The 22,914-nt window shown below is 73.0% G+C and carries 25 protein-coding genes; 10 read left to right on the forward strand and 15 right to left on the reverse strand.

Annotation, left to right across the window (positions count from 1 at the left end):
• Positions 1-22: 22 nt before the first annotated feature.
• The 4 genes from ACZ4M3_RS18730 to ACZ4M3_RS18745 form a co-directional block, all read right to left on the reverse strand.
• Complete coding sequence (locus ACZ4M3_RS18730) at positions 23-1,270, reverse strand: SLC13 family permease (protein WP_467733918.1); 1,248 nt, start codon at positions 1,268-1,270, stop codon at positions 23-25.
• A 70-nt stretch (positions 1,271-1,340) separates the two neighbouring features.
• Positions 1,341-1,793 (reverse strand): DUF2267 domain-containing protein, encoded by a 453-nt coding sequence (locus ACZ4M3_RS18735; protein ID WP_467733920.1) that lies wholly within the window; start codon positions 1,791-1,793, stop codon positions 1,341-1,343.
• A 50-nt stretch (positions 1,794-1,843) separates the two neighbouring features.
• The gene (locus ACZ4M3_RS18740; protein ID WP_467733922.1) at positions 1,844-2,239 is read right to left on the reverse strand and encodes a DUF2267 domain-containing protein; all 396 of its coding nucleotides are present in this window, start codon (positions 2,237-2,239) and stop codon (positions 1,844-1,846) included.
• A 147-nt stretch (positions 2,240-2,386) separates the two neighbouring features.
• On the reverse strand, positions 2,387-2,824 hold the full coding sequence (locus ACZ4M3_RS18745) for an Hsp20/alpha crystallin family protein (RefSeq protein WP_467733924.1): 438 nt from the start codon (positions 2,822-2,824) through the stop codon (positions 2,387-2,389).
• 132 nt (positions 2,825-2,956) lie between these two features.
• Here ACZ4M3_RS18745 and ACZ4M3_RS18750 point away from each other — a divergent pair, with 132 nt between their 5' ends.
• From ACZ4M3_RS18750 to ACZ4M3_RS18765, 4 genes are all read left to right on the forward strand, one after another.
• Positions 2,957-3,634, forward strand: a complete 678-nt coding sequence (locus tag ACZ4M3_RS18750; RefSeq protein WP_467733926.1) for an HSP18 transcriptional regulator — start codon at positions 2,957-2,959, stop codon at positions 3,632-3,634.
• Between the two features lie 66 nt (positions 3,635-3,700).
• Positions 3,701-4,138, forward strand: a complete 438-nt coding sequence (locus tag ACZ4M3_RS18755) for an STAS domain-containing protein (protein ID WP_467733928.1) — start codon at positions 3,701-3,703, stop codon at positions 4,136-4,138.
• Between the two features lie 128 nt (positions 4,139-4,266).
• A complete protein-coding gene (locus tag ACZ4M3_RS18760; RefSeq protein ID WP_467733929.1) occupies positions 4,267-4,767 on the forward strand; it encodes a C40 family peptidase in 501 nt (166 codons plus the stop codon).
• Between the two features lie 89 nt (positions 4,768-4,856).
• The gene (locus ACZ4M3_RS18765) at positions 4,857-5,084 is read left to right on the forward strand and encodes a DUF6296 family protein (RefSeq protein ID WP_467733930.1); all 228 of its coding nucleotides are present in this window, start codon (positions 4,857-4,859) and stop codon (positions 5,082-5,084) included.
• 23 nt (positions 5,085-5,107) lie between these two features.
• On the opposite strand, the gene ACZ4M3_RS18770 is transcribed toward ACZ4M3_RS18765, so the two are convergent.
• Together ACZ4M3_RS18770 and ACZ4M3_RS18775 are read right to left on the reverse strand one after the other, a co-directional pair.
• A complete protein-coding gene (locus ACZ4M3_RS18770; protein ID WP_467733932.1) occupies positions 5,108-5,713 on the reverse strand; it encodes a VanZ family protein in 606 nt (201 codons plus the stop codon).
• A 71-nt stretch (positions 5,714-5,784) separates the two neighbouring features.
• Positions 5,785-6,123: a hypothetical protein gene (locus ACZ4M3_RS18775; protein ID WP_467733934.1), complete on the reverse strand. Its 339-nt coding sequence runs from the start codon at positions 6,121-6,123 to the stop codon at positions 5,785-5,787.
• Positions 6,124-6,328: 205 nt separating this feature from the next.
• Between ACZ4M3_RS18775 and ACZ4M3_RS18780 the strand changes: the two genes are divergently transcribed.
• Positions 6,329-6,553, forward strand: a complete 225-nt coding sequence (locus tag ACZ4M3_RS18780; protein WP_453352809.1) for a DUF5133 domain-containing protein — start codon at positions 6,329-6,331, stop codon at positions 6,551-6,553.
• A gap of 140 nt (positions 6,554-6,693) precedes the next feature.
• A complete protein-coding gene (locus tag ACZ4M3_RS18785) occupies positions 6,694-7,272 on the forward strand; it encodes a Dps family protein (protein ID WP_467733936.1) in 579 nt (192 codons plus the stop codon).
• Between the two features lie 103 nt (positions 7,273-7,375).
• On the opposite strand, the gene ACZ4M3_RS18790 is transcribed toward ACZ4M3_RS18785, so the two are convergent.
• The 5 genes from ACZ4M3_RS18790 to ACZ4M3_RS18810 all read right to left on the reverse strand — a co-directional run bounded on the left by ACZ4M3_RS18790 (position 7,376) and on the right by ACZ4M3_RS18810 (position 11,587).
• Positions 7,376-7,867, reverse strand: coding sequence for an ATP-binding protein (locus tag ACZ4M3_RS18790; RefSeq protein ID WP_467733938.1), 492 nt, complete (start codon positions 7,865-7,867; stop codon positions 7,376-7,378).
• Positions 7,868-8,067: 200 nt separating this feature from the next.
• Complete coding sequence (locus ACZ4M3_RS18795; protein WP_467733940.1) at positions 8,068-8,439, reverse strand: STAS domain-containing protein; 372 nt, start codon at positions 8,437-8,439, stop codon at positions 8,068-8,070.
• Between the two features lie 121 nt (positions 8,440-8,560).
• A complete protein-coding gene (locus tag ACZ4M3_RS18800; RefSeq protein WP_467733942.1) occupies positions 8,561-9,517 on the reverse strand; it encodes an anti-sigma factor RsbA family regulatory protein in 957 nt (318 codons plus the stop codon).
• Positions 9,514-10,404, reverse strand: coding sequence for an MEDS domain-containing protein (locus ACZ4M3_RS18805; protein WP_467733944.1), 891 nt, complete (start codon positions 10,402-10,404; stop codon positions 9,514-9,516). The genes ACZ4M3_RS18800 and ACZ4M3_RS18805 overlap by 4 nt, the downstream gene beginning before the upstream one ends.
• Positions 10,405-10,669: 265 nt before the next feature.
• Positions 10,670-11,587, reverse strand: coding sequence for a SigB/SigF/SigG family RNA polymerase sigma factor (locus tag ACZ4M3_RS18810; RefSeq protein WP_467733946.1), 918 nt, complete (start codon positions 11,585-11,587; stop codon positions 10,670-10,672).
• A gap of 218 nt (positions 11,588-11,805) precedes the next feature.
• On the opposite strand from ACZ4M3_RS18810, the gene ACZ4M3_RS18815 reads away from it, so the two are divergent.
• Positions 11,806-15,873: a HAMP domain-containing protein gene (locus tag ACZ4M3_RS18815; protein ID WP_467733948.1), complete on the forward strand. Its 4,068-nt coding sequence runs from the start codon at positions 11,806-11,808 to the stop codon at positions 15,871-15,873.
• 39 nt (positions 15,874-15,912) lie between these two features.
• Positions 15,913-18,378, forward strand: coding sequence for a SpoIIE family protein phosphatase (locus ACZ4M3_RS18820; RefSeq protein ID WP_467733950.1), 2,466 nt, complete (start codon positions 15,913-15,915; stop codon positions 18,376-18,378).
• On the opposite strand, the gene ACZ4M3_RS18825 is transcribed toward ACZ4M3_RS18820, so the two are convergent.
• Complete coding sequence (locus ACZ4M3_RS18825; RefSeq protein ID WP_467733952.1) at positions 18,356-18,763, reverse strand: ATP-binding protein; 408 nt, start codon at positions 18,761-18,763, stop codon at positions 18,356-18,358. The two genes, ACZ4M3_RS18820 and ACZ4M3_RS18825, sit on opposite strands and share 23 nt — an antisense overlap.
• Before the next feature lie 186 nt (positions 18,764-18,949).
• On the opposite strand from ACZ4M3_RS18825, the gene ACZ4M3_RS18830 reads away from it, so the two are divergent.
• Positions 18,950-19,177, forward strand: coding sequence for a DUF5133 domain-containing protein (locus ACZ4M3_RS18830; protein ID WP_467733954.1), 228 nt, complete (start codon positions 18,950-18,952; stop codon positions 19,175-19,177).
• Between the two features lie 78 nt (positions 19,178-19,255).
• Here the strand turns inward: ACZ4M3_RS18830 and ACZ4M3_RS18835 are convergent, their stop codons facing one another.
• Together ACZ4M3_RS18835 and ACZ4M3_RS18840 are read right to left on the reverse strand one after the other, a co-directional pair.
• Positions 19,256-20,356: a glutamate--cysteine ligase 2 gene (locus ACZ4M3_RS18835; RefSeq protein WP_467734022.1), complete on the reverse strand. Its 1,101-nt coding sequence runs from the start codon at positions 20,354-20,356 to the stop codon at positions 19,256-19,258.
• Positions 20,357-20,490: 134 nt separating this feature from the next.
• The gene (locus ACZ4M3_RS18840) at positions 20,491-20,700 is read right to left on the reverse strand and encodes a hypothetical protein (RefSeq protein WP_467733956.1); all 210 of its coding nucleotides are present in this window, start codon (positions 20,698-20,700) and stop codon (positions 20,491-20,493) included.
• A 296-nt stretch (positions 20,701-20,996) separates the two neighbouring features.
• Here ACZ4M3_RS18840 and ACZ4M3_RS18845 point away from each other — a divergent pair, with 296 nt between their 5' ends.
• Positions 20,997-22,064, forward strand: a complete 1,068-nt coding sequence (locus tag ACZ4M3_RS18845) for a YihY/virulence factor BrkB family protein (protein ID WP_467733958.1) — start codon at positions 20,997-20,999, stop codon at positions 22,062-22,064.
• A gap of 6 nt (positions 22,065-22,070) precedes the next feature.
• Here the strand turns inward: ACZ4M3_RS18845 and ACZ4M3_RS18850 are convergent, their stop codons facing one another.
• Positions 22,071-22,811 (reverse strand): VOC family protein, encoded by a 741-nt coding sequence (locus ACZ4M3_RS18850; protein WP_467733959.1) that lies wholly within the window; start codon positions 22,809-22,811, stop codon positions 22,071-22,073.
• Positions 22,812-22,914 lie beyond the last annotated feature (103 nt).

Here is a 22,914-nt window from a genome sequence, read left to right on the forward strand (position 1 = left end):
GCCGGCCGTGCCGCTCGCCCCGTCAGGTCCCCAAGAGGCTCAGGGAAGCCCACAGCCCGAGCGTGGCGGCGACCAGTGAGGCGGGGACGGTGAGGAGGCCGAGGCGGGTGAACTGCCCCAGGTTGACCTGGTGGCCGTGCCCGTGGGCGATGCGCCGCCACAGCAGGGTGGCCAGCGACCCGGCGTAGGTGAGGTTGGGGCCGATGTTCACCCCCAGGAGTACGGCCAGCACCGCGCCGGGGCCGACGGGTGCGGCCAGCGGGAGCAGCGCCAGGACGGCCGGCAGGTTGTTGATCAGGTTGGCCAGCAGCGCGGCGAGCGCGGCGGTGCCGAGCAGCGCGGGCAGGCCCGTACCGCCGGGCAGGACGTGGCCCAGCGCGGCGCCGAGCCCGTGGTCGACGACCGCTCGGACCACGATGCCGAGCGCGAGCACGAATGCCAGGAAGGACGGGGCCGCGAAGCGCAGGACGGCGCCCGGCGTGGTTCGGCGGCGCGCGAGCTCCCGTACGGCCATCACCAGCGCCCCGGCCGCGGCGGCCCAGGCCGGGTCGATCCCCACGGCGGAGGCCACGGCGAACCCGGCGAGCGTCGCGGCGACGGTCACCAGCGCGAACAGCGGCAGCTCGGGCTGCTCCGCCGCCTCCGGCCGCTCCGTGGGCGCGTTCAGGTCAGCGGCGAAGAAGCGCCGGAAGACCACGTACTCGACGGCGATCGCCGCCAGCCACGGCAGCGTCATCAGCAGCGCGAAGCGCGTGAAGGTGAGCCCGCTGGCGGTGTAGGCCAGCAGGTTCGTCAGGTTCGACACCGGCAGGAGCAGCGAGGCCGAGTTGGACAGGTGGGCGGCTGCGTACACGTGGGGGGTGGGCCGGGCGCCCATCCGGGCGGCCGTCGCGAACACCACCGGGGTCAGCAGGACCACGGTGGCGTCCAGGCTCAGCGCCGCGGTGATCAGCGAGGCGAGGACGAAGACCGCGCCGAGCAGTCTGTGCGGGCGGCTCGCCGCCCAGCGTCCCATCCAGGTGCCGCAGGCGTGGAAGAGTCCGTCGTCGTCGCAGAGTTTGGCGAGGACGAGGACCGCCGCGAGGAAGCCGATCACCGGTCCGAGCCGCTCCGCCTCCTCGCGCAGGTGGCTGGGCGTGATCCCGCCGACCGCGACGACCAGGCAGGCGGCCGGTACCGCGAAGACCGCCTCCGACCGGCCGAAGGGACGGACGACGGCGCACACCAGGACGACGGCCAGGGCGATCAGGCAGATGAACTCGACGGACATGCCCCCGATGATCCCGGAGCGCCGGGCCGGGGGCGGCGGTCGCCCCCGGCCCGGCGTGCGGCCGCCGGGGTCAGGCGGCGTGGCGGGCCGGCTGCGGGGTGAGCAGCTGCGCCCGGCCGAAGAGGAGGGCCCAGCCGTCGGGCAGTCCCGACAGGATGCGGGCGAGGAGGTCCGGTCCGGCCAGGGCGGCGACGACGGTGAGGACCGCGCCGGCTTCCCAGCGGGCGGTGGCGGGCGTGCCGCCGGTGCGGGTCGCCAGGTCCTTGACGAAGGCCCAGCCGGTGAGCGGCTGCGGGTCCGGGATCCGGGCGGTGAAGGTGAGGGCGGCTTCCACCGGCAGGCGGGCGGCCAGGGCCACGCGTTCGTCGCCGGTGATCTGGCCGCCGAGCGCGGACATGACGTTGCGGACGGCGTCCTCGGCTCGCTCCCGGGTGGGGTACGCGCCTTCGTAGCGCACCTTCTCCACCATCTGGTCGTAGGTCATCTCCGGCGCCTGCTGGAGCTGTTCGGGCCGGTGGAACATGGATGCTGTGCGCCTTTCTCGTCGAGGGTCGGGGGCGGGGGCGGCGGGGTTCAGACGGGCTGCGGGTGCCCGAAGAGGAGGTCGTAGCCGGGCGGCAGCTGGAGCAGCAGCCGTCGGACCAGGTCCGGTCCGGCCGCGTCGGCGACGACGCTGAGCACGGCGCCGACGTCCCAGGCCGCCGTCGCCTGCGAGGCGCCCTCGATCCACGCCGCCGTGGCGCGGACGAACCGCTCCGGCGAGAGCGGCTCCACCGCCTGGAGCGGGTTGAGCAGGATCAGCGCGTACGTCTCGGGCAGGCGGGCCGCCAGTTCGGCGCGTTCGGTGCCGACGACGTGGGCGCCGAGCAGGGCCAGGACGACCCGGGCGGCCCGATCGGCTTCCTCAGGACTGTTGTACTCACCGCGTTCCTGGACCTGGTCGAGGAACGCCTCCCAACGCAATGCCATGGGGCCTGTCCTCCTCGGTGCTCGCCGGGACGGTACTCGCGCCGGCCCGTGGGACGGGGCCCGCGGGCCGGGCATGCGGGCGGAGGACGGGACTGCCGGGGGGAGACGATCGGCCCGCCCTCCGCCGCCTGGGCGGCCGCGAGCCGGTCAGCCGGAGATCTGCTTGGGCCCGCCGCCGGTGGCGCTGATGGTGATCTTGCGCGGCTTCGCGCGCTCGGCGATCGGAATGCGCAGGGTCAGGACACCCGCGTCGTAGTCGGCGTTGATGTGCTCGGTGTCCAGGGTGTCGGCGAGCATGACCTGCCGGGAGAACACGCCGAGCGGACGCTCGGAGAGTTCCATCTGCACCTCGTCGCCCTTGGCCGTCGGCCGGCGCTCGGCCCTGACGGTCAGCATGTTCCGCTCGACGTCGATGTCGATCGCGTCCGCGGAGACACCCGGGAGGTCGAAGGCGATCACGTAGTCGTCGCCCTCGCGGTAGGCGTCCATCGGCATCACGGACGGCTTCGACCAGGTGCCGGTGGTCCCCATCAGCTGCTGGGTGAGCCGGTCGAGCTCGCGGAACGGGTCGGTGCGCATCAACATCGCGAAACACCTCCAGTCGGTTCAGGCAGGAACTGCCAATGCGCTTCAACGTGCTTCCGTTGTAGCATGTCGTCCAGACGATGACAAGCAGGACGTCATCTGGAGGATGACAAGAGCAACGGAGATCGCCCCATGACCGCATCCGCGCAACCCACCCCGCGAGCGGGTACGGGCCCTGCCTCGTTCCTCGCCGCGGCGGCCGCCCTCGAAGCCATCGACCGGGCCGTCCGGGAGGCCCAGAGCGCCGACGCCACGGAGCCCGGGACGGCCCCCGCCTCCGACGGCCCGCACCCGGCCCTGGCCAGCATCGCGCTGCTGCGCCAGGTGCGCGAGCAGCTCGCCGGCTGGGAGACCGGCCTGATCGAGACCGCCCGGGAAGCGGGCGCCAGCTGGGCGGACCTGGCCGGGCCCCTGGGCGTGGCCAGCCGCCAGGCCGCCGAGCGGCGCTACCTGCGCCAGCGCCCCGGTGAGGCGGGCGTCACCGGTGAGCAGCGGGTGCAGGCCGTGCGCGACCGGCGGGCGGCCGACCGCACCGTCACCGCGTGGGCCCGGGACAACGCCGCGGGCCTGCGCCGACTGGCCGGGCAGGTGACCGCCCTGACCGACCTGCCCGCCGGCGCCGACCGGCAGCTCGGGGAGCTCAATCAGGCGCTCGCCCACGCCGACGCGGCCCACCTGGTCCGCCCCCTCACCGACACCCGGCGGCACCTGCGCCCCGAACACGCCGAACTCGCCGACCGCATCGACGAGATGACCCGGCACACGCACCGGCTGCGCCGGGACAGCGACACCCAGCGCCGCGAGACCTGAGGCGCACAGGCCGGAGCCGCCGCACGGCAGCCCCCGCCCGAGAGGCCCGAGAGGAAGGAGCCGGCGATGTCCACACGTCGATACGAGTCCGGCCCGACGCCCGAGGAGGCCGCGGCGGCCGTCACGACGAGCCGCTGCGACGGCCGGGTCACCGTGGCGGTGACCGGGGAGATCGATGTCGCGACCGCTCCGCTGCTGGCCGAGGCACTCCACGAGGCGCTCCGCGACGGGGTGACGCGGATCGACGCCGACTTCAGCGGGGTCACCTTCTGCGACTGCTCCGGGCTGGAGGTGCTGCTGCGCGCGGAGCGGCGGGCCCGCGCCCACGGCCGCACCCTGCGCGTGGCGGGGGTGCGGTCGCCCCAGGTCCGGCGTCTGTTCGAGATGACGGGCACGAGCACGATCACCGCCGAGGACCCGGCGGCCGCCTCCGCCCCCGCGGACCCGGGCCCGTGGCCGGGGCACCGGGGGCGGGTCTCTTTACGTAACCGATACACCGCATGAACCTGCAAATCACCAGAAACCTCCCACCCGGAAGGAAGACTGGTCGGCCGTCGAGAGCCCAGCGCATGTCAACCAAGACCAGCCCCGGAACCGGGGCTGTTCCTGCAACCCAATGCGGAGGTATCACGATGGCCCCCTACGGAACGGAAGACGCCCATTCCCCCGGAGAACACCGGCCCCCGGCCCCCTCGCCCCGCGTCCTCGCCCTGTCCTTCCTCGGCCTGTTCCTCGCCGCCTCGACGGTGACCGGCGGCGCCGCCCCGGCCCGCGCGGCCGTATCGCATGGCGTAAAAGCCGTCGCGGTGGCCGCCTCCAAACGGGGGGCCCCGTACGCCTACGGCGCCGCGGGGCCCAAACGCTTCGACTGCTCGGGACTGACCTTCTACGCCTTCCGCAAGGCCGGGAGCAGACTGCCGCGCACCGCGGAGCAGCAGTACGAACACACCCGGCACATCCCACCCGTCCAGCGCGCGCCCGGCGACCTCGTCTTCTTCCCCCGGGGCGCCACCATGGAGCACGTCGGCATCTACGCCGGGGGCGGCAAGATCTGGCACGCCCCGCGCCCGGGCGGCCGGGTCCGCCTCGAACGGATCTGGACCTCCGACGTACGGTACGGGCGGGCCGGCTGACGGCGCCGTCCGCGCGCGCGTCGCCCGGCCCCTTCGACCATGATGGAGGGAGGACGGCCCGCCACGGGCCGTACGGAAGGAGGCTCCAGGTGAGCGCCGAGCGCTACGAACTGGTGCTTCCCGGCGAGCCGGGGGCGGGGCCCGACACCGTGGTGGTGTCCCGGACCCAGCAGGCGGGACCGGGCGGCCACCCCGTGTACGAGGACCCGACCGGCATCGTCCGGGCGGAGATCAGCGACCGCGGCGAGGTACGGATGCTGCCGTCGGGCGGCCACCAGGACCCGGTCTCGGCCCTGGAGGCCCGCCCGCTCCAGTGAGCGGGGGCCCGGCCGGCCGCCCGTCACTCCGGCGTGCCCGCCCGGGCCGGGCGCGGGCGGCGGTGCCACCAGTGCCTGCGCCGCGGGTGGACTGCACGCCCGAGGCGGCGGCCGATCAGCAGGTACCCGAGCAGCGCGCCCGAGGTGTTCAGGATGACGTCGTCCACGTCGAAGGCGCGCCCGCTCACCAGGGCGCCCTGGATCAGCTCCACCAGCATCATCAGGACCGCCGTCACGACGGCGACCCGCAGCAGGCCTCGGGCCGGCGGGACGAGCACGGGCAGCAGCACCCCGAGCGGCACGCCGAGCAGGACGTTGCCGCCGAGCTGGCGTACGGCCTCGCGGACGGACGCCCCGTCCAGGTAGGCGCCGATGGAGCGCCCGGGGTGCACGTTGCTGTGCACCAGGTCCACCGATGCGGCGGAGGGTTCCAGGGTGAGGCGGGCCAGCACCACGCTGAACAGCACGGTCGCCGCGAAGGCGGCCACCATCGCCACCGCCCGGACCACCGGTGACACCGGCGGCCTACCGATCGGCACGGTCCCGGCGCGGGCCCGCGGCGGGTCCGCGGCGGTCGTCTCGTCGGGTTTCCTGGTACGCGTACCCCACCACATGCGCCTCGAAGTCATGCGGGCCCTTGTACCCCGGCGTCGGACTTGAACGCACTTGGAGCCAGGCGGTGTTGGGGCGGAGGGCGGCTTCAGGACGGGCGGTCCTCGGTGTGCCCGCACACCCAGGCGAGGGCGTCGTACACGCCCTGGATGTGGTCGTGCGGCACCGAGCTGCCGGGCTGCTCCTCCAGCCGCACGACGGCGGCGTCCACTTCCGCGATCAGCAGCTCGATCCCGGGCGGCCCGTCCGCGTGGACCCCGGTGACGGGGCCTTCAGGGTCCCGGCCGAGGGCCCACCGGTATCCGCTCGCCGCGCCGCGCGAGCGGGCGGTCGTCCGCTGAAGTCTTCCGCACTCCCGTTCGATGTCGGCGCGCCGGCGGGTACCGACCAGCTCTTCGCCACTGCGGTCCGTGGATCGCGTCGCCATACGTACCCCGCCTCCCGGGTTCGTCACGGCCGGCCCCGCGTGCGGCACGGGACCTCTGGTTGCCCGCCTGCCCGGTTACCGGGCGGGCATGCCGGCCGGCCCGGGCGGGAACCACCGTACGCGCGCGCGAAAGACCCGCGCATCTTTTCGGGGTTCGGGGGCACGTCGCTGATCAGTCCCGTGAACCGGCCCGAAAGGACCTTCCATGTTGATGCCGTCCCCGATCGTCGTCCGTTCCCTCCTGGCCCGTTACGCCTCCCTGGCCGGCCAGGACTCCGCCGCCGCGCGGCTGGAGCTGGAGCAGGTCTCGTACACCCTCTGCGTCACGACCGCGACGACCACGATCGAGGACGCCCTGGCCGCTGCCGAGACGCTGGCCGAGCGCGAGCTGCCGACGGCCCGTCAGGAGATGCGGCCGGCCGCCGCCTAGCCGGCGCCCGGGTCACCGGCCGCGCTTTCGGCGGAGCCGCGCCCGCGCGGCGACTTCGCCCCCGCGCACCCTGTGCATGAATAGGGGCAAATGTGGCAGAAGGTGAATAACGCCCATCAGTAGAGATTCGGAGTTTCGTCATGGCTGAGCACACCAGCACCCCGCACTACACCGTGCCGGGGATGTCGAAGGAGGAAGCCGCCCGTGTCGTGGACGTACTGCGCATGCGGCTGCACTCGCTCAACGACCTGGCGCTGACGCTCAAGCACGTCCACTGGAACGTGGTGGGACCCCATTTCATCGCCGTCCACGAGATGCTGGACCCCCAGGTGGACGCGGTCCGGGAGATGATCGACACCACCGCGGAGCGCATCTCGACCCTCGGCGGCGTCCCCGCCGGCACCCCAGGCGTACTGGTCGCCGAACGCACCTGGGACGACTACGACGTGGGCCGGGCCGACGCGGTCGCCCACCTCGGGGCGCTGGACCTGGTCTACGCGGGTGTCATCGAGGACCACCGGTCCGCCATGAAGGTCACCGATGAGCTGGACCTGGTCACCCAGGACATGCTCATCGGCCAGCTGGCCCAGCTGGAGCTCTTCCAGTGGTTCGTCCGCGCGCACCTGGAGAGCAGCGGCGGCCGGCTGAGCACCGCCGGCGCCCACACCCTGGACGAGGCCGCCGACCAGGCGGTACGGGACGCACGCCGCACGGCCTGATCCCGGCCCGCCGGACGCGCCGGGGCCGCCCGTTCCCGAGAGGGGAGCGGGCGGCCCCGGCGCAGGTGCGCGGCGTGCCCCCGGCCGGGGGCCGGGGGCCCTCTCAGTTGAGCGAAGGCTGCGGCGGCGCCGGCTTGGGGGCGGGCCGCCCGGTCACGAGCCGGTCCGCTTCGATCTCCGCCCAGACGGACTTGCCGCCGTCGTGGGGAACGGATCCCCAGCGGTCGGAGAGGCGCTGCACGATGTACAGCCCCTGGCCTCCGGGAGCCCCGCGCTGGTGCCGGAGGCGGGGACGGGGAAGCTCGGGGTCCCCGTCGAACACCTCGATCCGCAGGGATTCGCCGGCGACCACCAGCAGCTGGTGGCAGCCACCGGCGTGCACGTTGGCGTTGGTCACCAGCTCGGAGACGATGAGCAGGGCGTCTTCGGAGGTCTCGGTCCCGTCCCAGCCCCAGTCGCGCAGGGCCTGGCGCACGAACTCCCGCCCCTTGGCGACCGGGCCGCCGGTACCGCCGAGGGTGAGCCGACGGCGCTGGCCCGTGACCGGCGGTCCGCTGGGCAGTGGATCGCTGGTGTCCGATCCGATGGTCTTCACTGTGGTCTCACCCCCGTCGTTGACACTGTTCGTCGTCTATCGCGCATGGCCGGTGTGTCCGGATCGTCGGTCGGGGCGTCATCGCCTCCGGCGTCTCAGGTGTTGCGTATGCCCGGTCTGACCACCCGGACACGCTGTTGCCCCGATCGGCGCAGTGTCCCCGGGGAACCCGGGCAGGGCGTGTGGCTGGCACGGGCGGGTCAGGGTGCGGAGAGCGCGGCGTCGACGGTGGTGTCCATGGTGAAGACACTGTCCGCGCCGGTGATCTCCAGGAGCCGCCGGAGCTGCTGGGTGGGCGCGGCGAGCCGCACCGTGAGCCCGGCCTTCTCCGCGTCCAGGCGCGCCGCGAGCAGCAGGTTCAGACCCGACGAGTCGCAGAAGCCCAGTCCCGTCAGGTCGATCACCAGCCGGTTCGCGCCCGACCGGACCGCCTGTTCCAGAAGCGGCCGGACGGCGCCGAGTCCGTCGAGGTCCAGATCGCCGGTGATCGCGCACACGACGGCACCCGTCCCGCTCTCGCGGAGCGCCGCTCCCTGCGGTCCGTCCGTCGCGGTGCCCCCCTGAGGAGCCACTTCGCCGTCTCCTGGGTTGCCAGTTACCACGTCAGCCTCTCCGTCGCCGCCCCTTGTGCCGTACCCGCGCAACTTTACAGGCGTCGGAGGCGCCGGCGGGAGGCCCGGGCCCGGTCGGGCCTCAGGGGCCGTCGACGTGGAGACGCAGGGTGAGGCCGGTGTCGAGGGCCCGGATCTCGACCAGGTCACAGAGTTGGTGGATCATCCACAGGCCCCGGCCGCCGTTGTCCGACGTCAGGGAGGGGCGCCGGCGGCCCGCGAGGGCGTTGGAGAGGCGGCCGCCGTCCCGGATCTCAGCCACGACACCGCCCGCGGGCCCGTGCCACAGCCGCAGGGTGCCCTTGCCGCCCCCGTGCGCCACGGAGTTGGCGGCCGCTTCGCTGACAGCCAGGACGAAGTCGCCGCGCCGGGCCGGGTCGAGGCCCGTCCGGCGGACCCAGTTCTCGGCGTGTTCACGGATCAGGGCCAGTCCGCCGGCGGCGTACTCCAGCAAGAGGGGTTCGTGCGCGGGCTCAGGGAGGGGAAGATCACAGTCCGAACAGACGACGGCGGCCTCGGTGTAGAGCGGGCTGACGGTGTCCTTGCCGCCTTCGATCACCGTGGGGTGGGTACGCCGGGCATCGGCCACCACCCGGGCCGACAGGCCCGAGAGGTCGTACGGACACAGGATGGTGGCGGGCCGGCCGGCGAAAGCGGTGTTGATGAGGGCCTCGTGACGGGTGGCCTCCAGGATCTCCCCTTCGGAGCGGCCCGGCCAGATCGGCTCGCCGACGATCCGGGCGGCCCGGCCGGGTTCGCGGTCGGCGAAGCCCTGGAGGGCGGCCAGGATCCGGCCGGGGTTGCGGCCCAGTTCGCGCATGTCCACGCAGTCGACGCCGTCCGCGTCGCTGCCCAGGCTCTGCAGCAGGGCGTCGAGGTGCGGGCCGGGTACGGCGAGGAAGACCGGCTCCCGCGCTGCCAGGGCCGCGCGGACGAAACCGCCCACGCCCGCCGTGTACTCCTCCAGGTCCCGGTAGAAGAGTGCGGGATGGACGAAGTCCGCGGGGTCCGCGGCGGCCGGGACAGGGGTGACGATCATGCTGCGACCTCCAGCGCGGCACATTCCTCCGGAAACAACTCGGCCACTTTGCGCAGCGAGTACGGGGGCTTGTGGAGAAGGAGGCTCCGGCCCTTCCCGGTCAGTGAATTCGAGACGTCCACGAGCACGGCGACCGCGCCCGGGTCGAGGAACGTCACCGCGGACAGGTCGAGGTGGACGACGGTGCCGGGCATCCGCGCGAGGGCCGCGAGCGCCGAGCGCAGGATCTGGCGGGTGTCGAGGTCGCCGCTGCCGCTCAGCCGGATCCCGGAGCGGTCCCGCATCGGGACGGCGGCCAGCGCGGCCTGCGGCAGCAACAGCCCGCCGGTCAGCGGGCGGGGCACCTCGGCGCAGCCGGTGTGGGCGCGGGTCAGCAGGTCGGCGGTCGGTCCGGGGATGAGGCGGCGGTCGAAGAGGCACAGTCCCGTCAGCGGGAGGTCCGCGTAGACCTCGCGGTCCAGGCGCAGTTCGGATTCGAGGATCCGGTCGATGCCCGGTACCCCGCGCGCCGACCAGGACATCTCGCCGAGCACGCGCAGCCCCGTACAGCCGTCGGCCAGGGCCTCGGTGCAGGCGGTGCGGAACATGGAGATGACCCAGTCGGGGTCGAAGGGGACGCGGCGCAGGTAGGACCGTTCGGTCCCGGTCACGCTCAGCCGGGCCTCCCGGCGGGCCGTGTCGACGTCGACGGACCCGCGCCGCAGGGCGTCGATGACGGCGCTCGGCTCGGTGCTGTCGGCGCTGTACCAGACGCGTTGTCCGCGTTCCAGACCGTTGCTCACGAAGCGGACCACGGTGTCCGCCCAGGCGAGGTCGTCGTCATAGGTGAAGGACGCGTGCTCACCACGGGCGGACGGGCACGGGCGGTGAGGAGGGGGTGGGGCCACGTTTTCCCTCCGGGGGCGGGCGGTTGGCCGGTCAGCTGGCTAAGGGCTGTCCCGCGAATCCCCAGCGGGCGCACGCCGCCGGCTACGGTACCTCGCCACGTCGTCGGAGCATCCAGATACGCCCAGTACGAGGACGCCCCTCCGCCGTGCGATGCACCGCATCTGACGCCGTGCGCTGACCCACCGGGGATTACGGGACAGCCCTTAGGCTACCGCCGGTTCCAGGCCGGCACCGGGCCGCCCGCCGCGCGACGGGAGGCGGTGGTCAGGAGGCGAGCATCCCGGTGCGCAGTCGCGCCAGGGTGCGGGACAGCAGCCGGGACACCTGCATCTGGGAGATGCCCAGCTCGGCGCCGATCTCGGCCTGGGTCTTCTCCTCGCCGAAGCGCATCCGCAGGATGCGCCGGTCGCGCTCGTCGAGTTCGGCCAGCAGGGGCGCGAGGGTGTGGAACTCCTCGAAGAGTTCCATGGCGCTGTCCTCCTCGCCGAGCGTGTCGGCCAGCGACCGGGTCCTGCGGCCCGCCGCGGAGTCCTCCTCCGAGCCGGCGGAGGCGTCGAGGGAGTCGCTGGTGTAGCCGTTGGCGGCGACCAGCCCCTCCACGACCTCCTCCTCGCTCAGTTCGAGGTCCTGGGCGAGCTCCTTGACGGTCGGGGCCCGGCCGAGGAGGTCGGTGAGGGCCTCGCGGCTCTTGGCGAGTTCCGTCCGCAGTTCCTGGAGGCGGCGCGGGACGTGGACCGCCCAGGTGGTGTCGCGGAAGTACCGCTTGATCTCGCCGGTGATGAAGGGGAGCGCCAGTGTGGCGAACTCCACTTCCCGGTCGGGGTCGAACCGGTCGATCGCCTTGATCAGGCCGATGGTCCCCACCTGGAGGATGTCTTCCATGTCCACGCCGCCGCCGGCGGAGCGGGCGCGGAAGCGGCGGGCGGCGAAGTGCACCAGTGAGATGTTCATCTCGATGAGGGTGTTGCGCGCGTACTGGTACTCGCGGGTGCCCTCCTCCAGCGACCGCAGCCGCAGCAGGAACAGCCGCGACAGCTGCCGGGCATCGGCGGGGGCCACCTCGCGGGCGTCGGCGATCCGCGGCAGCTGGCCCTCCGGCTCTCCGGTCGTACGGCCGATGGCCGGCGCGGCCTTCGTGTCTGTCCCGCGGACAGGGTCTACAACTGCGGCGGAGCGAGGCATGGGGGACCTTTCCTCCCGACGGCGGACGGCTGACGGGGCGCGTTTGCCCCGAGAACGGCGCTCTACACGGGGCGGGCGAAATTTTTTCCGGAGACGGTGCTCACGGACGCACCGGGGGTCTGCGACCGCCCGGGATGTGGTGGACTACGTCCCGGCGCGAGACGGGAAAGACCAGCTGTCCCGTCCGTGACGAGGTGTCGGGAGATGGTGGGGAAGACATGACGAACGCTACGGTGACGCAGGTCCCGGACCCGGACGCCCCGGGTGCTGCGGGCGCGGTGGGCGAGCCGGAGCTGCGCCAACTGCTCGCCGGGCTGACGGCGGTGCGGGACGGCGACTTCGGCACCCGGCTGCCCGACGAGGCCGACGGGCTCCTCGGGGAGATCGCGACCGTCTTCAACGGCATGATCGACCAGCTGTCCCTGTTCACCTCGGAGGTCACCCGCGTGGCCCGCGAGGTCGGCACCGAGGGCACCCTCGGCGGTCAGGCCGAGGTCCCGGGCGTGTCCGGGAGCTGGGCCGACCTGACGGATTCCGTGAACGCGATGGCCGGCAACCTCACCACCCAGGTCCGAGACATCGCCCAGGTCGCCACCGCGGTCGCGCGCGGAGACCTGTCGCAGAAGATCGCCGTCGACGCCCGCGGGGAGATCCTGGAGCTCAAGGACACCGTCAACACGATGGTCGACCAGCTCTCCGCCTTCGCCGACGAGGTCACCAGGATGGCCCGCGAAGTGGGCACGGACGGGATCCTCGGCGGCCAGGCCGACGTCAAGGGCGTCTCCGGCACCTGGCGGGACCTGACCGATTCGGTCAACTTCATGGCCGGAAACCTCACCGCCCAGGTGCGCTCCATCGCCCAGGTCGCGACGGCCGTCGCCAAGGGCGACCTGTCGCAGAAGATCCGGGTCGACGCCCGGGGCGAGATCCTGGAACTGAAGGACACCATCAACACGATGGTCGACCAGCTCTCCGCCTTCGCCGACGAGGTCACCCGCGTCGCCCGCGAAGTGGGCACCGAGGGCAATCTGGGCGGGCAGGCCACGGTGCGCGGGGTCTCGGGCACCTGGAAGGACCTCACCGACAACGTCAACGTCATGGCGTCGAACCTGACGGGGCAGGTGCGCTCCATCGCCCAGGTCGCGACGGCCGTGGCCAAGGGCGACCTGTCGCAGAAGATCACGGTCGAGGCGAAGGGCGAGGTCGCGGCGCTCGCCGGGGTCATCAACACGATGGTCGACACGCTGTCCGCGTTCGCCGACGAGGTCACCCGGGTGGCCCGCGAGGTGGGTACCGAGGGCCGGCTCGGCGGCCAGGCCCGGGTCCCGAACGTGGCGGGCACGTGGAAGGACCTCACCGACAACGTCAACTCCATGGCGAACAACCTGACCGGTCAGGTCCGCAACATCGCCCTGGTGACCACCGCCGTCGCCAACGGCGACCTGTCGAAGAAGATCGACGTCGATGCCCGGGGCGAGATCCTGGAGCTCAAGACCACGATCAACACGATGGTGGACCAGCTGTCCTCCTTCGCGGCCGAGGTGACGCGCGTGGCGCGCGAGGTGGGCAGCGAGGGCCGGCTCGGCGGCCAGGCGGAGGTCGAGGGTGTCGAGGGCACCTGGAAGCGGCTGACGGAGAACGTGAACGAGCTGGCCGGGAACCTGACGCGCCAGGTGCGGGCCATCGCCGAGGTCGCGAGCGCGGTCGCCGAGGGCGACCTGACCCGCTCCATCACCGTCGACGCCTCCGGCGAGGTCGCCGAGCTCAAGGACAACATCAACTCGATGGTCGGCTCGCTCCGGGAGACCACCCGCGCCAACCAGGAGCAGGACTGGCTCAAGTCGAACCTGGCGCGCATCTCGGGCCTGATGCAGGGCCACCGTGACCTGTCCGCCGTCGCCGAGCTCGTCATGGACGAGCTGACTCCGCTCGTGGACGCCAGCTACGGCGCCTTCTACCTCGCCGAGGAGGCCGACGGCGAGACCTGGCTCACCCTCATCGGCTCCTACGGCCGCCCCGCGGGGAGCCCCGCTTCCGTACGGCTCCGGCGCGGCGAGACGCTGGTGGGCCAGGCGGCCCGCAGCCGGCGCATCATCGTGGCCGACCAGGTGCCGCCCGGCTACGTGGTCTCCTCCGGGCTGGGCCGCTCGGCCCCGGCCGGGCTGATCGTGCTGCCCATCGTCGTGGAGGAGCAGGTGCTCGGTGTCATCGAGCTCGCCACCTTCAAGAGCTTCACGCCGGTGCACCGCGACTTCCTGGGCCGGCTGATGGAGACCGTCGGCGTCAATGTGAGCACGATCGTCGCCAACGCCCGCACGGACGAACTGCTGGGCGAGTCGCAGCGGTTGACCGTCGAGCTCCAGGCGCGCTCGGAGCAGCTCCAGGTGCAGCAGGACGAACTCCAGCGCTCCAACGCCGAGCTGGAGGAGAAGGCCGCGCTCCTCGCCACCCAGAACCGGGACATCGAGACGAAGAACCTGGAGATCGAGCAGGCCCGGCAGGAACTGGAGGACCGGGCGCAGCAGTTGTCGCTGGCGTCGAAGTACAAGTCCGAGTTCCTGGCGAACATGAGCCACGAGCTGCGCACGCCGCTCAACAGCCTGCTCATCCTCGCCCAGTTGCTGGCCCAGAACCCCACCCGCAACCTCACGGCCAAGCAGGTCGAGTACGCCGGGATCATCCACTCGGCGGGCTCCGACCTGCTCCAGCTGATCAACGACATCCTCGACCTGTCGAAGGTCGAGGCGGGCAAGATGGACATCAACCCGGAACGGGTGTCCCTCAAGCAGCTGCTGGGCTACGTGGAGGCCACCTTCCGGCCGCTCACCAGCCAGAAGAGCCTCGAATTCGAGATCGTGACGCTGCCGGGCGTGCCGGTGGACCTGCTGACCGACGACGCGCGGCTGCGCCAGATCCTGCGCAACCTGCTGTCCAACGCGGTCAAGTTCACCGAGCACGGCCGGGTGGAGCTGCGGATCGAGCCGGCGGTCGCCGACGAGCTCCCCGGCCACCTCGACCAGGCCGGGTCGGTGGTGGCCTTCCGGGTCATCGACACGGGCATCGGCATCGCCGAGCAGCATCTGGAGGCGATCTTCGCCGCGTTCCAGCAGGCCGACGGCACCACCAGCCGCAGATACGGGGGCACGGGACTCGGCCTGTCGATCACCAGGGAGATCGCCCGGCTGCTCGGCGGCGTCGTCACGGCGCGCAGCGTGCCGGACGAGGGCTCGGTCTTCACGCTGTACCTGCCCGTCTCCTACGACGACTTCCACGAGCGCGTCCTGGACACGCCGGCCCTGGAGGCGGCGCCGGTGGGACAGCCCGAGCTGCTCGGCGAGGCCGTCGACGGTCCGGTGGCCGCCCTCGCCGCCGTGAGCGAGGCCACGCGCCACCCGCGACGGCTCCTGGTGATCGAGGAGCGCAGCCACGGCCTGCTGAGCCTGGTCGCGGAGAGCGCGGCCCGGGACCTGGCCGCGGGCCGCGCCGCGTCCGGCACCGAGGAACAGGTCGAGGTGGCGACGGCCGTCACCGCCGTGGAAGCGGCCTCCGTACTCGCGCAGGCCTCCTTCCACTGTGTCGTCCTGGACCTGGGCAGCGACGGCGAAGCCCTGCGCTTCCTGGACGCCATGGCGGGCGACTCGGCCCTGGCGTCCCTGCCGGTGCTCGCGCACGACGGCCGCCGGCTGACCACGGCGCAGCGGACGGAACTCTCCCGGCACGCCGCCCGCCAGCCGCTCGAAGTCCTCTCCAGCCTGGACGAGCTGCGCGAACGCATAGCGCTTCACCTGTCCGCCGAGCAGCCCGGAGCCGTACCCCCGCTGGTGCGGACCGGCGCTCCCTCGCCGGCCTCCGGTCCCGCGGTGGACGACCGGCTGGCGGGCCGGTCCGTACTGGTCGTCGACGACGACGCCCGCAACCTGTACGCGATCAGCGGCATCCTGGAACTCCACGGGATCGAGGTCCTGCACGCCGAGAACGGCCGCAAGGGCATCGAGGCCCTCGCCGCGAACCCGGGCATCGACCTGATCCTGATGGACGTGATGATGCCGGAGATGGACGGGTACGCGGCGACCGCCGAGATCCGGCGGATGCCCGCCTACGCGGACCTGCCGATCATCGCGGTCACGGCGAAGGCGATGCCGGGCGACCGGGAGAAGAGCTTCGCTTCCGGGGCGAACGACTACGTGACCAAGCCGGTCGACGCGAACGACCTGATGGCCCGGGTCCGGCGCTGGCTGCTCCCCCAGGAGCCCGCCCGGGAGGACGCGGGTGCCCTCGGTGCGTGACGTCCGACCCCCCTCCCCCGCCGAGAAAGCCGGTCCACGGTGAACAGCCCGAAGTACGCAGGAGACGAGCAGGCCGGCGTGCGGTCCGCGCCGGAACTCCGTCCGCGGACCGGCGGTGACGGCCCCGGCCCCGGTTTCCCGCCCGCCCGCGCCGCCGGGACCCCGGCGCTGACCGACGGCGGCCGCCTGGCCGCCACCGTCGAGCGGCTGCGCCAGGAGGTCCGGGAGGCCCAGGCCGCCGCGGACGGCCGGGCGCTGGTCGAGATGGCCAAGGGCATCCTCGTCGGCCGCCTGGGCTGCGGTCCGGCCGAGGCGGCGCGGCAACTCGCCAAGCTGGCCCAGCAGTCGGGGACGACGCTGCTCGCGCTGGCGGTCGACGTCGTCAACCAGGCCGCCCGCGACCACGTGAGCGAGGTCGCTCAGGAGTTCCTGGACAACACCGGCCAGCCGGGCTCCGTACCCGGCGCGAGCACTCCGGCCGTACGGCTGCGCGCCGCCGAGAGCGGACTGCTGGCCGCCGCCGACGCGCAGGCCGTGGCCGCGGCCCTGCTGGAGAACGCCCTGGTCCCGCTGGGGGCGCACGGGGTCGCGGTCTGGCTGGCGGGCTCGGACTCCTCGCTGACCCTGGTGGGGCACGCGGGGTTCCCGGAGGAGGAGGCCGGGCGGTGGCGCTACGTCCCTCCGGAGGTCGCCACCTGTGCCCATCTGGCCCTGGACAAGCGCGAGCTGACCGTCGTACCGCGGCTGAGCGACTCCGGCATCCCCTCCATCGGCCGGCGCCAGCATCCGGCGGGCGGCCGCATCGTGGTGCCCGCCGGGACCGGGGGCCGGATCCACGGCGTACTGGAGGTGTGCTGGCCGGACCCGCTCGACCAGCAGCCCCCGCAGGTCCTGCGCCAGCTGGAGGCGCTGGCCGAGCTGTGCGGGCACACCCTGGGCGACCAGACCGTGGCGCCGTCCGCCGGGCCTGCGGACCCGGAGTCCGGCTGCGCCGGTGTGGCCGAGATGGTCAACCTCGCCGACAACCTGTACGACCCGGCGCTCGTGCTGACGCCCTGTCTGGACCCGGGCGGCCGGCTCGCGGACTTCCGCGTCCACCACGCCAACGACCGCTTCATCGACCCCGCCGGGCGGCCGCGCACCTCCGTGTGCGGTGCGTCGTTCCTGGAGGCGTACCCGGCGGCCGCCGAGGACAACGGGCTGTTCGACAAGCTCGAACGGGTCTACGCGACGGGCGAGCCCTGCCGGACCCAGCGCATGGCGCTGACCGCGTTCGTGGACGACGTGCCCCTCACGGCGATCGCGGACGCCAGCATCAGCCGGCACGGGACGGCCCTGCTGCTGATCTGGCGGATAGAGGACGAGACGGCGCGGCTGGCCAGCCTGCTCCAGCACGCCCAGCGGCTCGGCCGGGTGGGCGGCTTCGAGGAGAACATCAGCACGGGCGAGATCACCTGGAACGGGCAGCTGTTCACGCTCTACGGGCGGCCCATGACCTCCTCCCCCGTCCCGCTGGAGGAACTGGCCGGCCACGCCCACCCCGACGACGTGGTCTCCATCAACCGCTTCCTGCGCACGCTCCTGCACCACCTGCGCGAATCCTCGGTGGACTTCCGGCTCCAGCGCCCCGACGGCATCACCCGGCACATCCGGCTCGTCGCGGAACCCGTCCTCGACGACCGGGGCAGCCTCCACGCGGTGCGCGGCGCCTACCAGGACATCTCCTCCCAGCACTGGACGGAGGTCGCCCTCGCCGCCACCCGGGACCAGCTCGCGCACACCGAGGCGGAGGCGGCCGAACGCAGCCGGCTCGCGCTCCAGCTCCAGCACGCCATCATGCCTCCCGCGCCCGCCCCGCTGGAGGTTCCCGGCATCCGCATCGCGGTCCGTTACCGGCCCGCGGAGTCGGAGGCGATGGTGGGCGGGGACTGGTACGACTCGGTCGTCCTGCCCAACGACAAGGTGCTGCTGTCCGTGGGGGACGTCGCCGGTCACGGCATCGAGGCGGCCACGGGCATGGTGATCCTGCGCAACGCCCTGCGGGGCCTCGCGGTGACCGGCGCCGGGCCGGCCCAGCTGCTGTCCTGGCTCAACACCGTCGCGCACCACCTGACCAGCAACGTGACGGCCACCGCCGTGTGCGGCGTCTACGATCCGCGGACGCGGGTCCTGCGCTGGGCGCGCGCCGGGCACCTGCCGCCGGTCCTGGTGCGGGGCACCGACGCGCAGGCCTTCCCGATGGCCCAGGGAATGCTGCTCGGGGCCCTGCCGGAGGCCGATTTCGGGGAGGAGGAGGTCCGGCTGGAGCCCGAGGACACGTTGCTGATGTACACCGACGGGCTCGTCGAACGCCGCGACGTCTCGGTGACGGACTCCCTGTCGCAGCTCCTGTCCCTCGCGGGCCGGGAGGCGGACTCCCTGGACAAGCGGCTCGACCGGCTGCTGAGGCACAGCAGGTCGGACACGGACGACGACACCTGCCTCATCGGCATCCAGGTGCGCTGAGGGGCGGGTGGAAGCAGGCGCAGATGGCCTTGCCGCCGTGGAAGGCGTGGACGTCCAGGGTGTCGGCGAGGGCGTCCACGATGCCGAGGCCCCGGCCGGAGGTGGCGCCCGCGTCGGCCTCGCGGGGCCTGGGCAGCCGCGGATCGGCGTCGGCCACGCTCACGTGCAGGCACGTGCCGTCCCACGTCAGGACGAGGTGGGCGGTCTCGGCGGCGTGGACGTGGGCGTTCGCGACGAGTTCGGAGACGCTGAGCAGGATCGAGTGGACGGTGTCCGGGGCGTCGGAGGCCCAGTCCAGCGTCGCCAGGTGCTGCGCGGTCCACTGCCGGGCCGCGCGGACGCCGTTCGACACCGGAAACGAACGGGCCCACCCCACTGCCCTCATGGCCATCATCCTCACCGTGTCCCTTCGTCCGTAGGGTGCCGTGTGTCCTGCCGACGCGAGTACCCCGCGGGACCGGGAGCATCCCCGGGCGCCGCCGGCCGGGTCGCTCCGCGCGCGCAGGTGTAGCGCCGCGGAACGGGGGCAGCCGAAGGCCAAGATCGTCCGGCTCCCCGAAAGGATCCGCCCATGCTGACGGCCCACCCGGCCGTGCTGTCCGGTCTCGTCGAGCGCTACTGGGCGCTGGCGGTCCTGTGCGCCCACGACGACACCCCGGACACCCGGAGTCGTATGGACGAGGTCGCGCACACGCTGTGCGTGGCGACGGGTACCTCCAGTGTGGACGCGGCGCTGGCGGCCGCCCGTTACCGGCTCCCCGGTGCCCGCACGTTCGACGATTCGGTGCTGGCCCGGTAGCTGCCCGGTCCGAGCGCACTCGTGCCCCTGTCCCCCGTCGTCGGAGGGGCAGGGGCACGAGTGCGCGGGCCGCCGGGGCTACTCCATGGTGGTGGTGATGCGGGCGCACGCCCGTACGACCGCTCCCAGATCCCCGGTCCTGCGCAGCAGTTCGCGCTGGACGCGCGCTCCGTTGCCGCGCGCGAAGAGCTCCTCGATGCCCTCGCGGGCCGCGGTGGCGTCCCCGTGGTCCTCAAGGGCCTCGCGGACGTGCTCGAACAGGGCGTCCACCACGGCGCGGGCCGGTGTCTCCAGCATCGTGGCCGGGTGGATGAGGGGCCCGTCGATGCCCGAGCGCGCCGCCCGCCACGATGCCAGCCGCAGCAGGCTCACACCGATGCGCGCCGGGGGTTCGCCGGCCTCCCGGGCGCGCGCCGCCGTTTCGACGAGCCCGCGCACGAGCGTCGCCAGCAGGACCGTGGTGGAAGGGTGCAGACAGACGTCCGCGACCCGGATCTCCACGGTGGGGTAGTTCGCCGCGAGCCGGGCATCGAAATAGATCATGCCCTTGTCACGGAGCACCCCGGTGGCGACCATGGCGGACACCTGCTCGTGGTAGCGGTCGGCGCTGCCGAATATCTCCGTCGGCCCGGCGGAGGGCCACCGGTTCCACACCCGGCTGCGGTAGCTGCCGTAACCGCTGTCCTGGCCCTGCCAGAAGGGCGAGTTCCCGCTGATGGCGGTGAGGACGGGCAGCCAGGGCCGGATGCGGTCGATCACGGCCACGCCCTCTTCGTCCGAGTCGACGCCGACGTGCACGTGACAACCGGAGGTCAGTTGCTCCTGCGCCGTGAGGCCGAACCGCTCCGCGACCCACGCGTAGCGCTCCCCGGGGCTGGTCGAGGGCAGTACGGGCACCGGGGAAGTGGCGAGCGCCGCCACCTCGGCGCCGGCCTTCGCCGCGTGCCGCGCCGCTTCGGAGCGCCATCTGGCGATCTCCTCGGCCAGCTCCCCCATCGCGGTCACCGGTTTGGTGGAGAACTCCACCTGCTCGCGCATCAGCTCCTTCTCGAAGGTGCCCTCGTCCTCCCCGACCCCATGCCGTTCCGCCTCGGCCAGAACCGCGCCGGACACCGAGAGGGGCTCGCCGCTCTCCGATCCGACCAGGAGGAGTTCCTCCTCCACCCCGACGCTGCGCAGACGCACCCGCACCACTTCCGTTCATCCTTGCCGTACCGATGGTGGGCGGCTGCCCCGACTCGTGGCCCGCATGCGCGGCCGGTCCTGGCCGGGCGGGCCCCACGGGGTCTGCGGCTCGGGGCTGCGGCTCGGGGCTACGGCTTGTTGGCGATGGCTCCGAGGTACTGGTTGAGGGATTCCAGGCGGGCGTCGAGCTGCTCGGCGGTGCGGGCCAGGTCCTGGAGTTCCCGCGCCGCCCCGAGTACCGCGAGGACCAGGGCGCGGGCGGCGGGGTCGCTGACGTCGCGCAGGGCGGTCCTGGCTTCGTCGAGGAGCGGGGACGGGACGGGAACGGTCGTTTCCATGTCTGTCTCCTGTGAGTGGGCGGCGGGGCGCCTTGCCCTTCGGGGTCAGCGGCTGCTCCGCCTGAGGTTGTAGACCAGGACCAGCAGCGCCACGGCCATCAGCGCCAGGTGCAGCCATACCGGGCCCGCCGGAACGTGCTCACCGGCCGTCGTCGTCGACATCTGCGTCGCCTTTCCGGGTCGTCGTGCTCTGCCGTTTTCGTATGGGCGCGTCTGCCCGCAAATGCAGGGGTGACGCGGCCCCCGGCCCCGGACGGCCGAGGTTTCGCCCGCGCACGAGTGGACATCCGCCTGGCATGAACGACACTCCGGCTCCGCGCGACAGCGGCGACCACGACGGCCGGACCCGGCCCGCCGCACCCACTTCCGGCTCCGGTGCAGGTCAGGGCCCCGGCCCCGGCCCCGACGTAGAGCGCAGGGCTCCCGACGAGCCCACGGACCTGCCCGGCAAGTCGTGGGGGGCGGTGCTGAAACGGACGGTCCGGGAGTTCCAGCGCGACGAGCTCACCGACCGGGCCGCGGCCCTGACGTACTACGCCGTCCTGTCGCTGTTCCCGGCGCTGCTGGTGCTGGTGTCGCTGCTGGGGGTGGCGGGGAAGTCCGCCACCCAGTCGGTGCTGGACAACCTCCAGAAGCTGACGCCCGGCTCGGCGCGGGACATCATCTCCGACGCGGTCCGGCAGCTCCAGGGCGGCACCGGGCTGGGGTCGGTCGTCGCCGTGGTCGGCCTGATCGCCGCAATCTGGTCGGCGTCCGGGTACGTGGCCGGGTTCATCCGCGCGTCCAACGCCGTCTACGACGTACCGGAGGGGCGGCCCGTGTGGAAGGTGCTGCCGCTGCGGTTCGCCCTGACGGTGGGGCTGCTGGTCATGGCGTGCGCCAGCGGGCTGATCGTGGTGTTCACCGGCAGTCTCGCCCGGCGCGCGGGGGACGCGCTCGGCCTCGGGCAGACCGCCGTCACGGTGTGGTCGATCGCCAAATGGCCGGTCCTGGTCCTGCTCGTCACCATCATGATCGCGCTGCTGTACTGGGCGGCTCCCAACGCGAAGGGCCGCGGCTTCCGCTGGATCACCCCCGGCAGCCTCCTCGCGCTGCTGATCTGGATGGCCGCGTCCGCCGGCTTCGCGCTGTACGTCTCGAACTTCGGCTCGTACAACAAGACGTACGGCACGCTGGCCGGTGTCATCGTCTTCCTGATCTGGCTGTGGATCACCAACCTGGCCATCCTCCTCGGCCTTGAGTTCGACGCCGAGATGAGCCGGGCCCGGGCCATCGCCGGCGGCTTCCCGCCGGACCAGGAGCCGTACGTCGAACCGCGCGACACCCGCGAATGGACCGAGGAGGACAGGCGCCGCGCGGAGTGACACCCCCTAGTCCTTCGTCAGGGACGCCGTGACCGTGAACAGGGCCCCGTCCGGGTCGCGGAGGGAGACCCAGCGTTCGGACGCGTTCTGCTCGATGTCCGACATGACCCGTCCGCCCAGCGCCTCGGCCGCCTCCAGGGCGGGTTCCAGCGCCGGGACCCGGAAGTGGACCCGCCAGCGGGGCCGGACCTGCGGCTGGAGCGCGGCCGTCTCCACCGGACCGCTGTTGAGCCGGGCGACGGGCTCGCCGAGGTGGCGCAGGACGACCTGGTCGTCCTCGTAGGAGATCTCGCAGGGGCCGTCGGTCCACCGGAGCACCTCGCCGTAGAAGACGGCCGCGTCGAAGGCGTTGAGGGTGAGCAGTTCCAGCCACGCCGGAGCGTGGCCGGATCCCACGCGCCAGCCCGAGAAGACGATGCCCTCCCAGATCCCGAAGACGGCGCCGTCGCGGTCGGTGGCCAGGGCGCCGCGGCCGCCGGTGTCGAAGGAGACGGGCCCCACGCCCACCGTTCCGCCGCGCTCACGGATCCGGGCCACCGTCTCGTCGGCGCTCTCGACGGCGAAGTAGGCCGTCCAGGCGGCGGGCAGCTCCAGTTCCCCGGCCAGCGCTCCGATCCCGGCGACCGGCGCGCCCTCCACCTCGGCGACGGCCAGGCCCTCGCCGAGGCGGCCCGGCCGGAACGACCAGCCGAGGACCGCTCCGTAGAAGCGCTGGGCGGCCTCCAGGTCCCGCGTCGCCAGACTCACCCAGCACGGCGCGCCCAGGGCATCACCCGTCGTATCCCGCACAGCCGTGCTCCGTCCCTCGCCCGATGCCGGGACGCCACGGCGGCGGCCCCCTCAAGAGGTA

It is taken from the genome of Streptomyces sp. NPDC026522 (assembly GCF_055567555.1).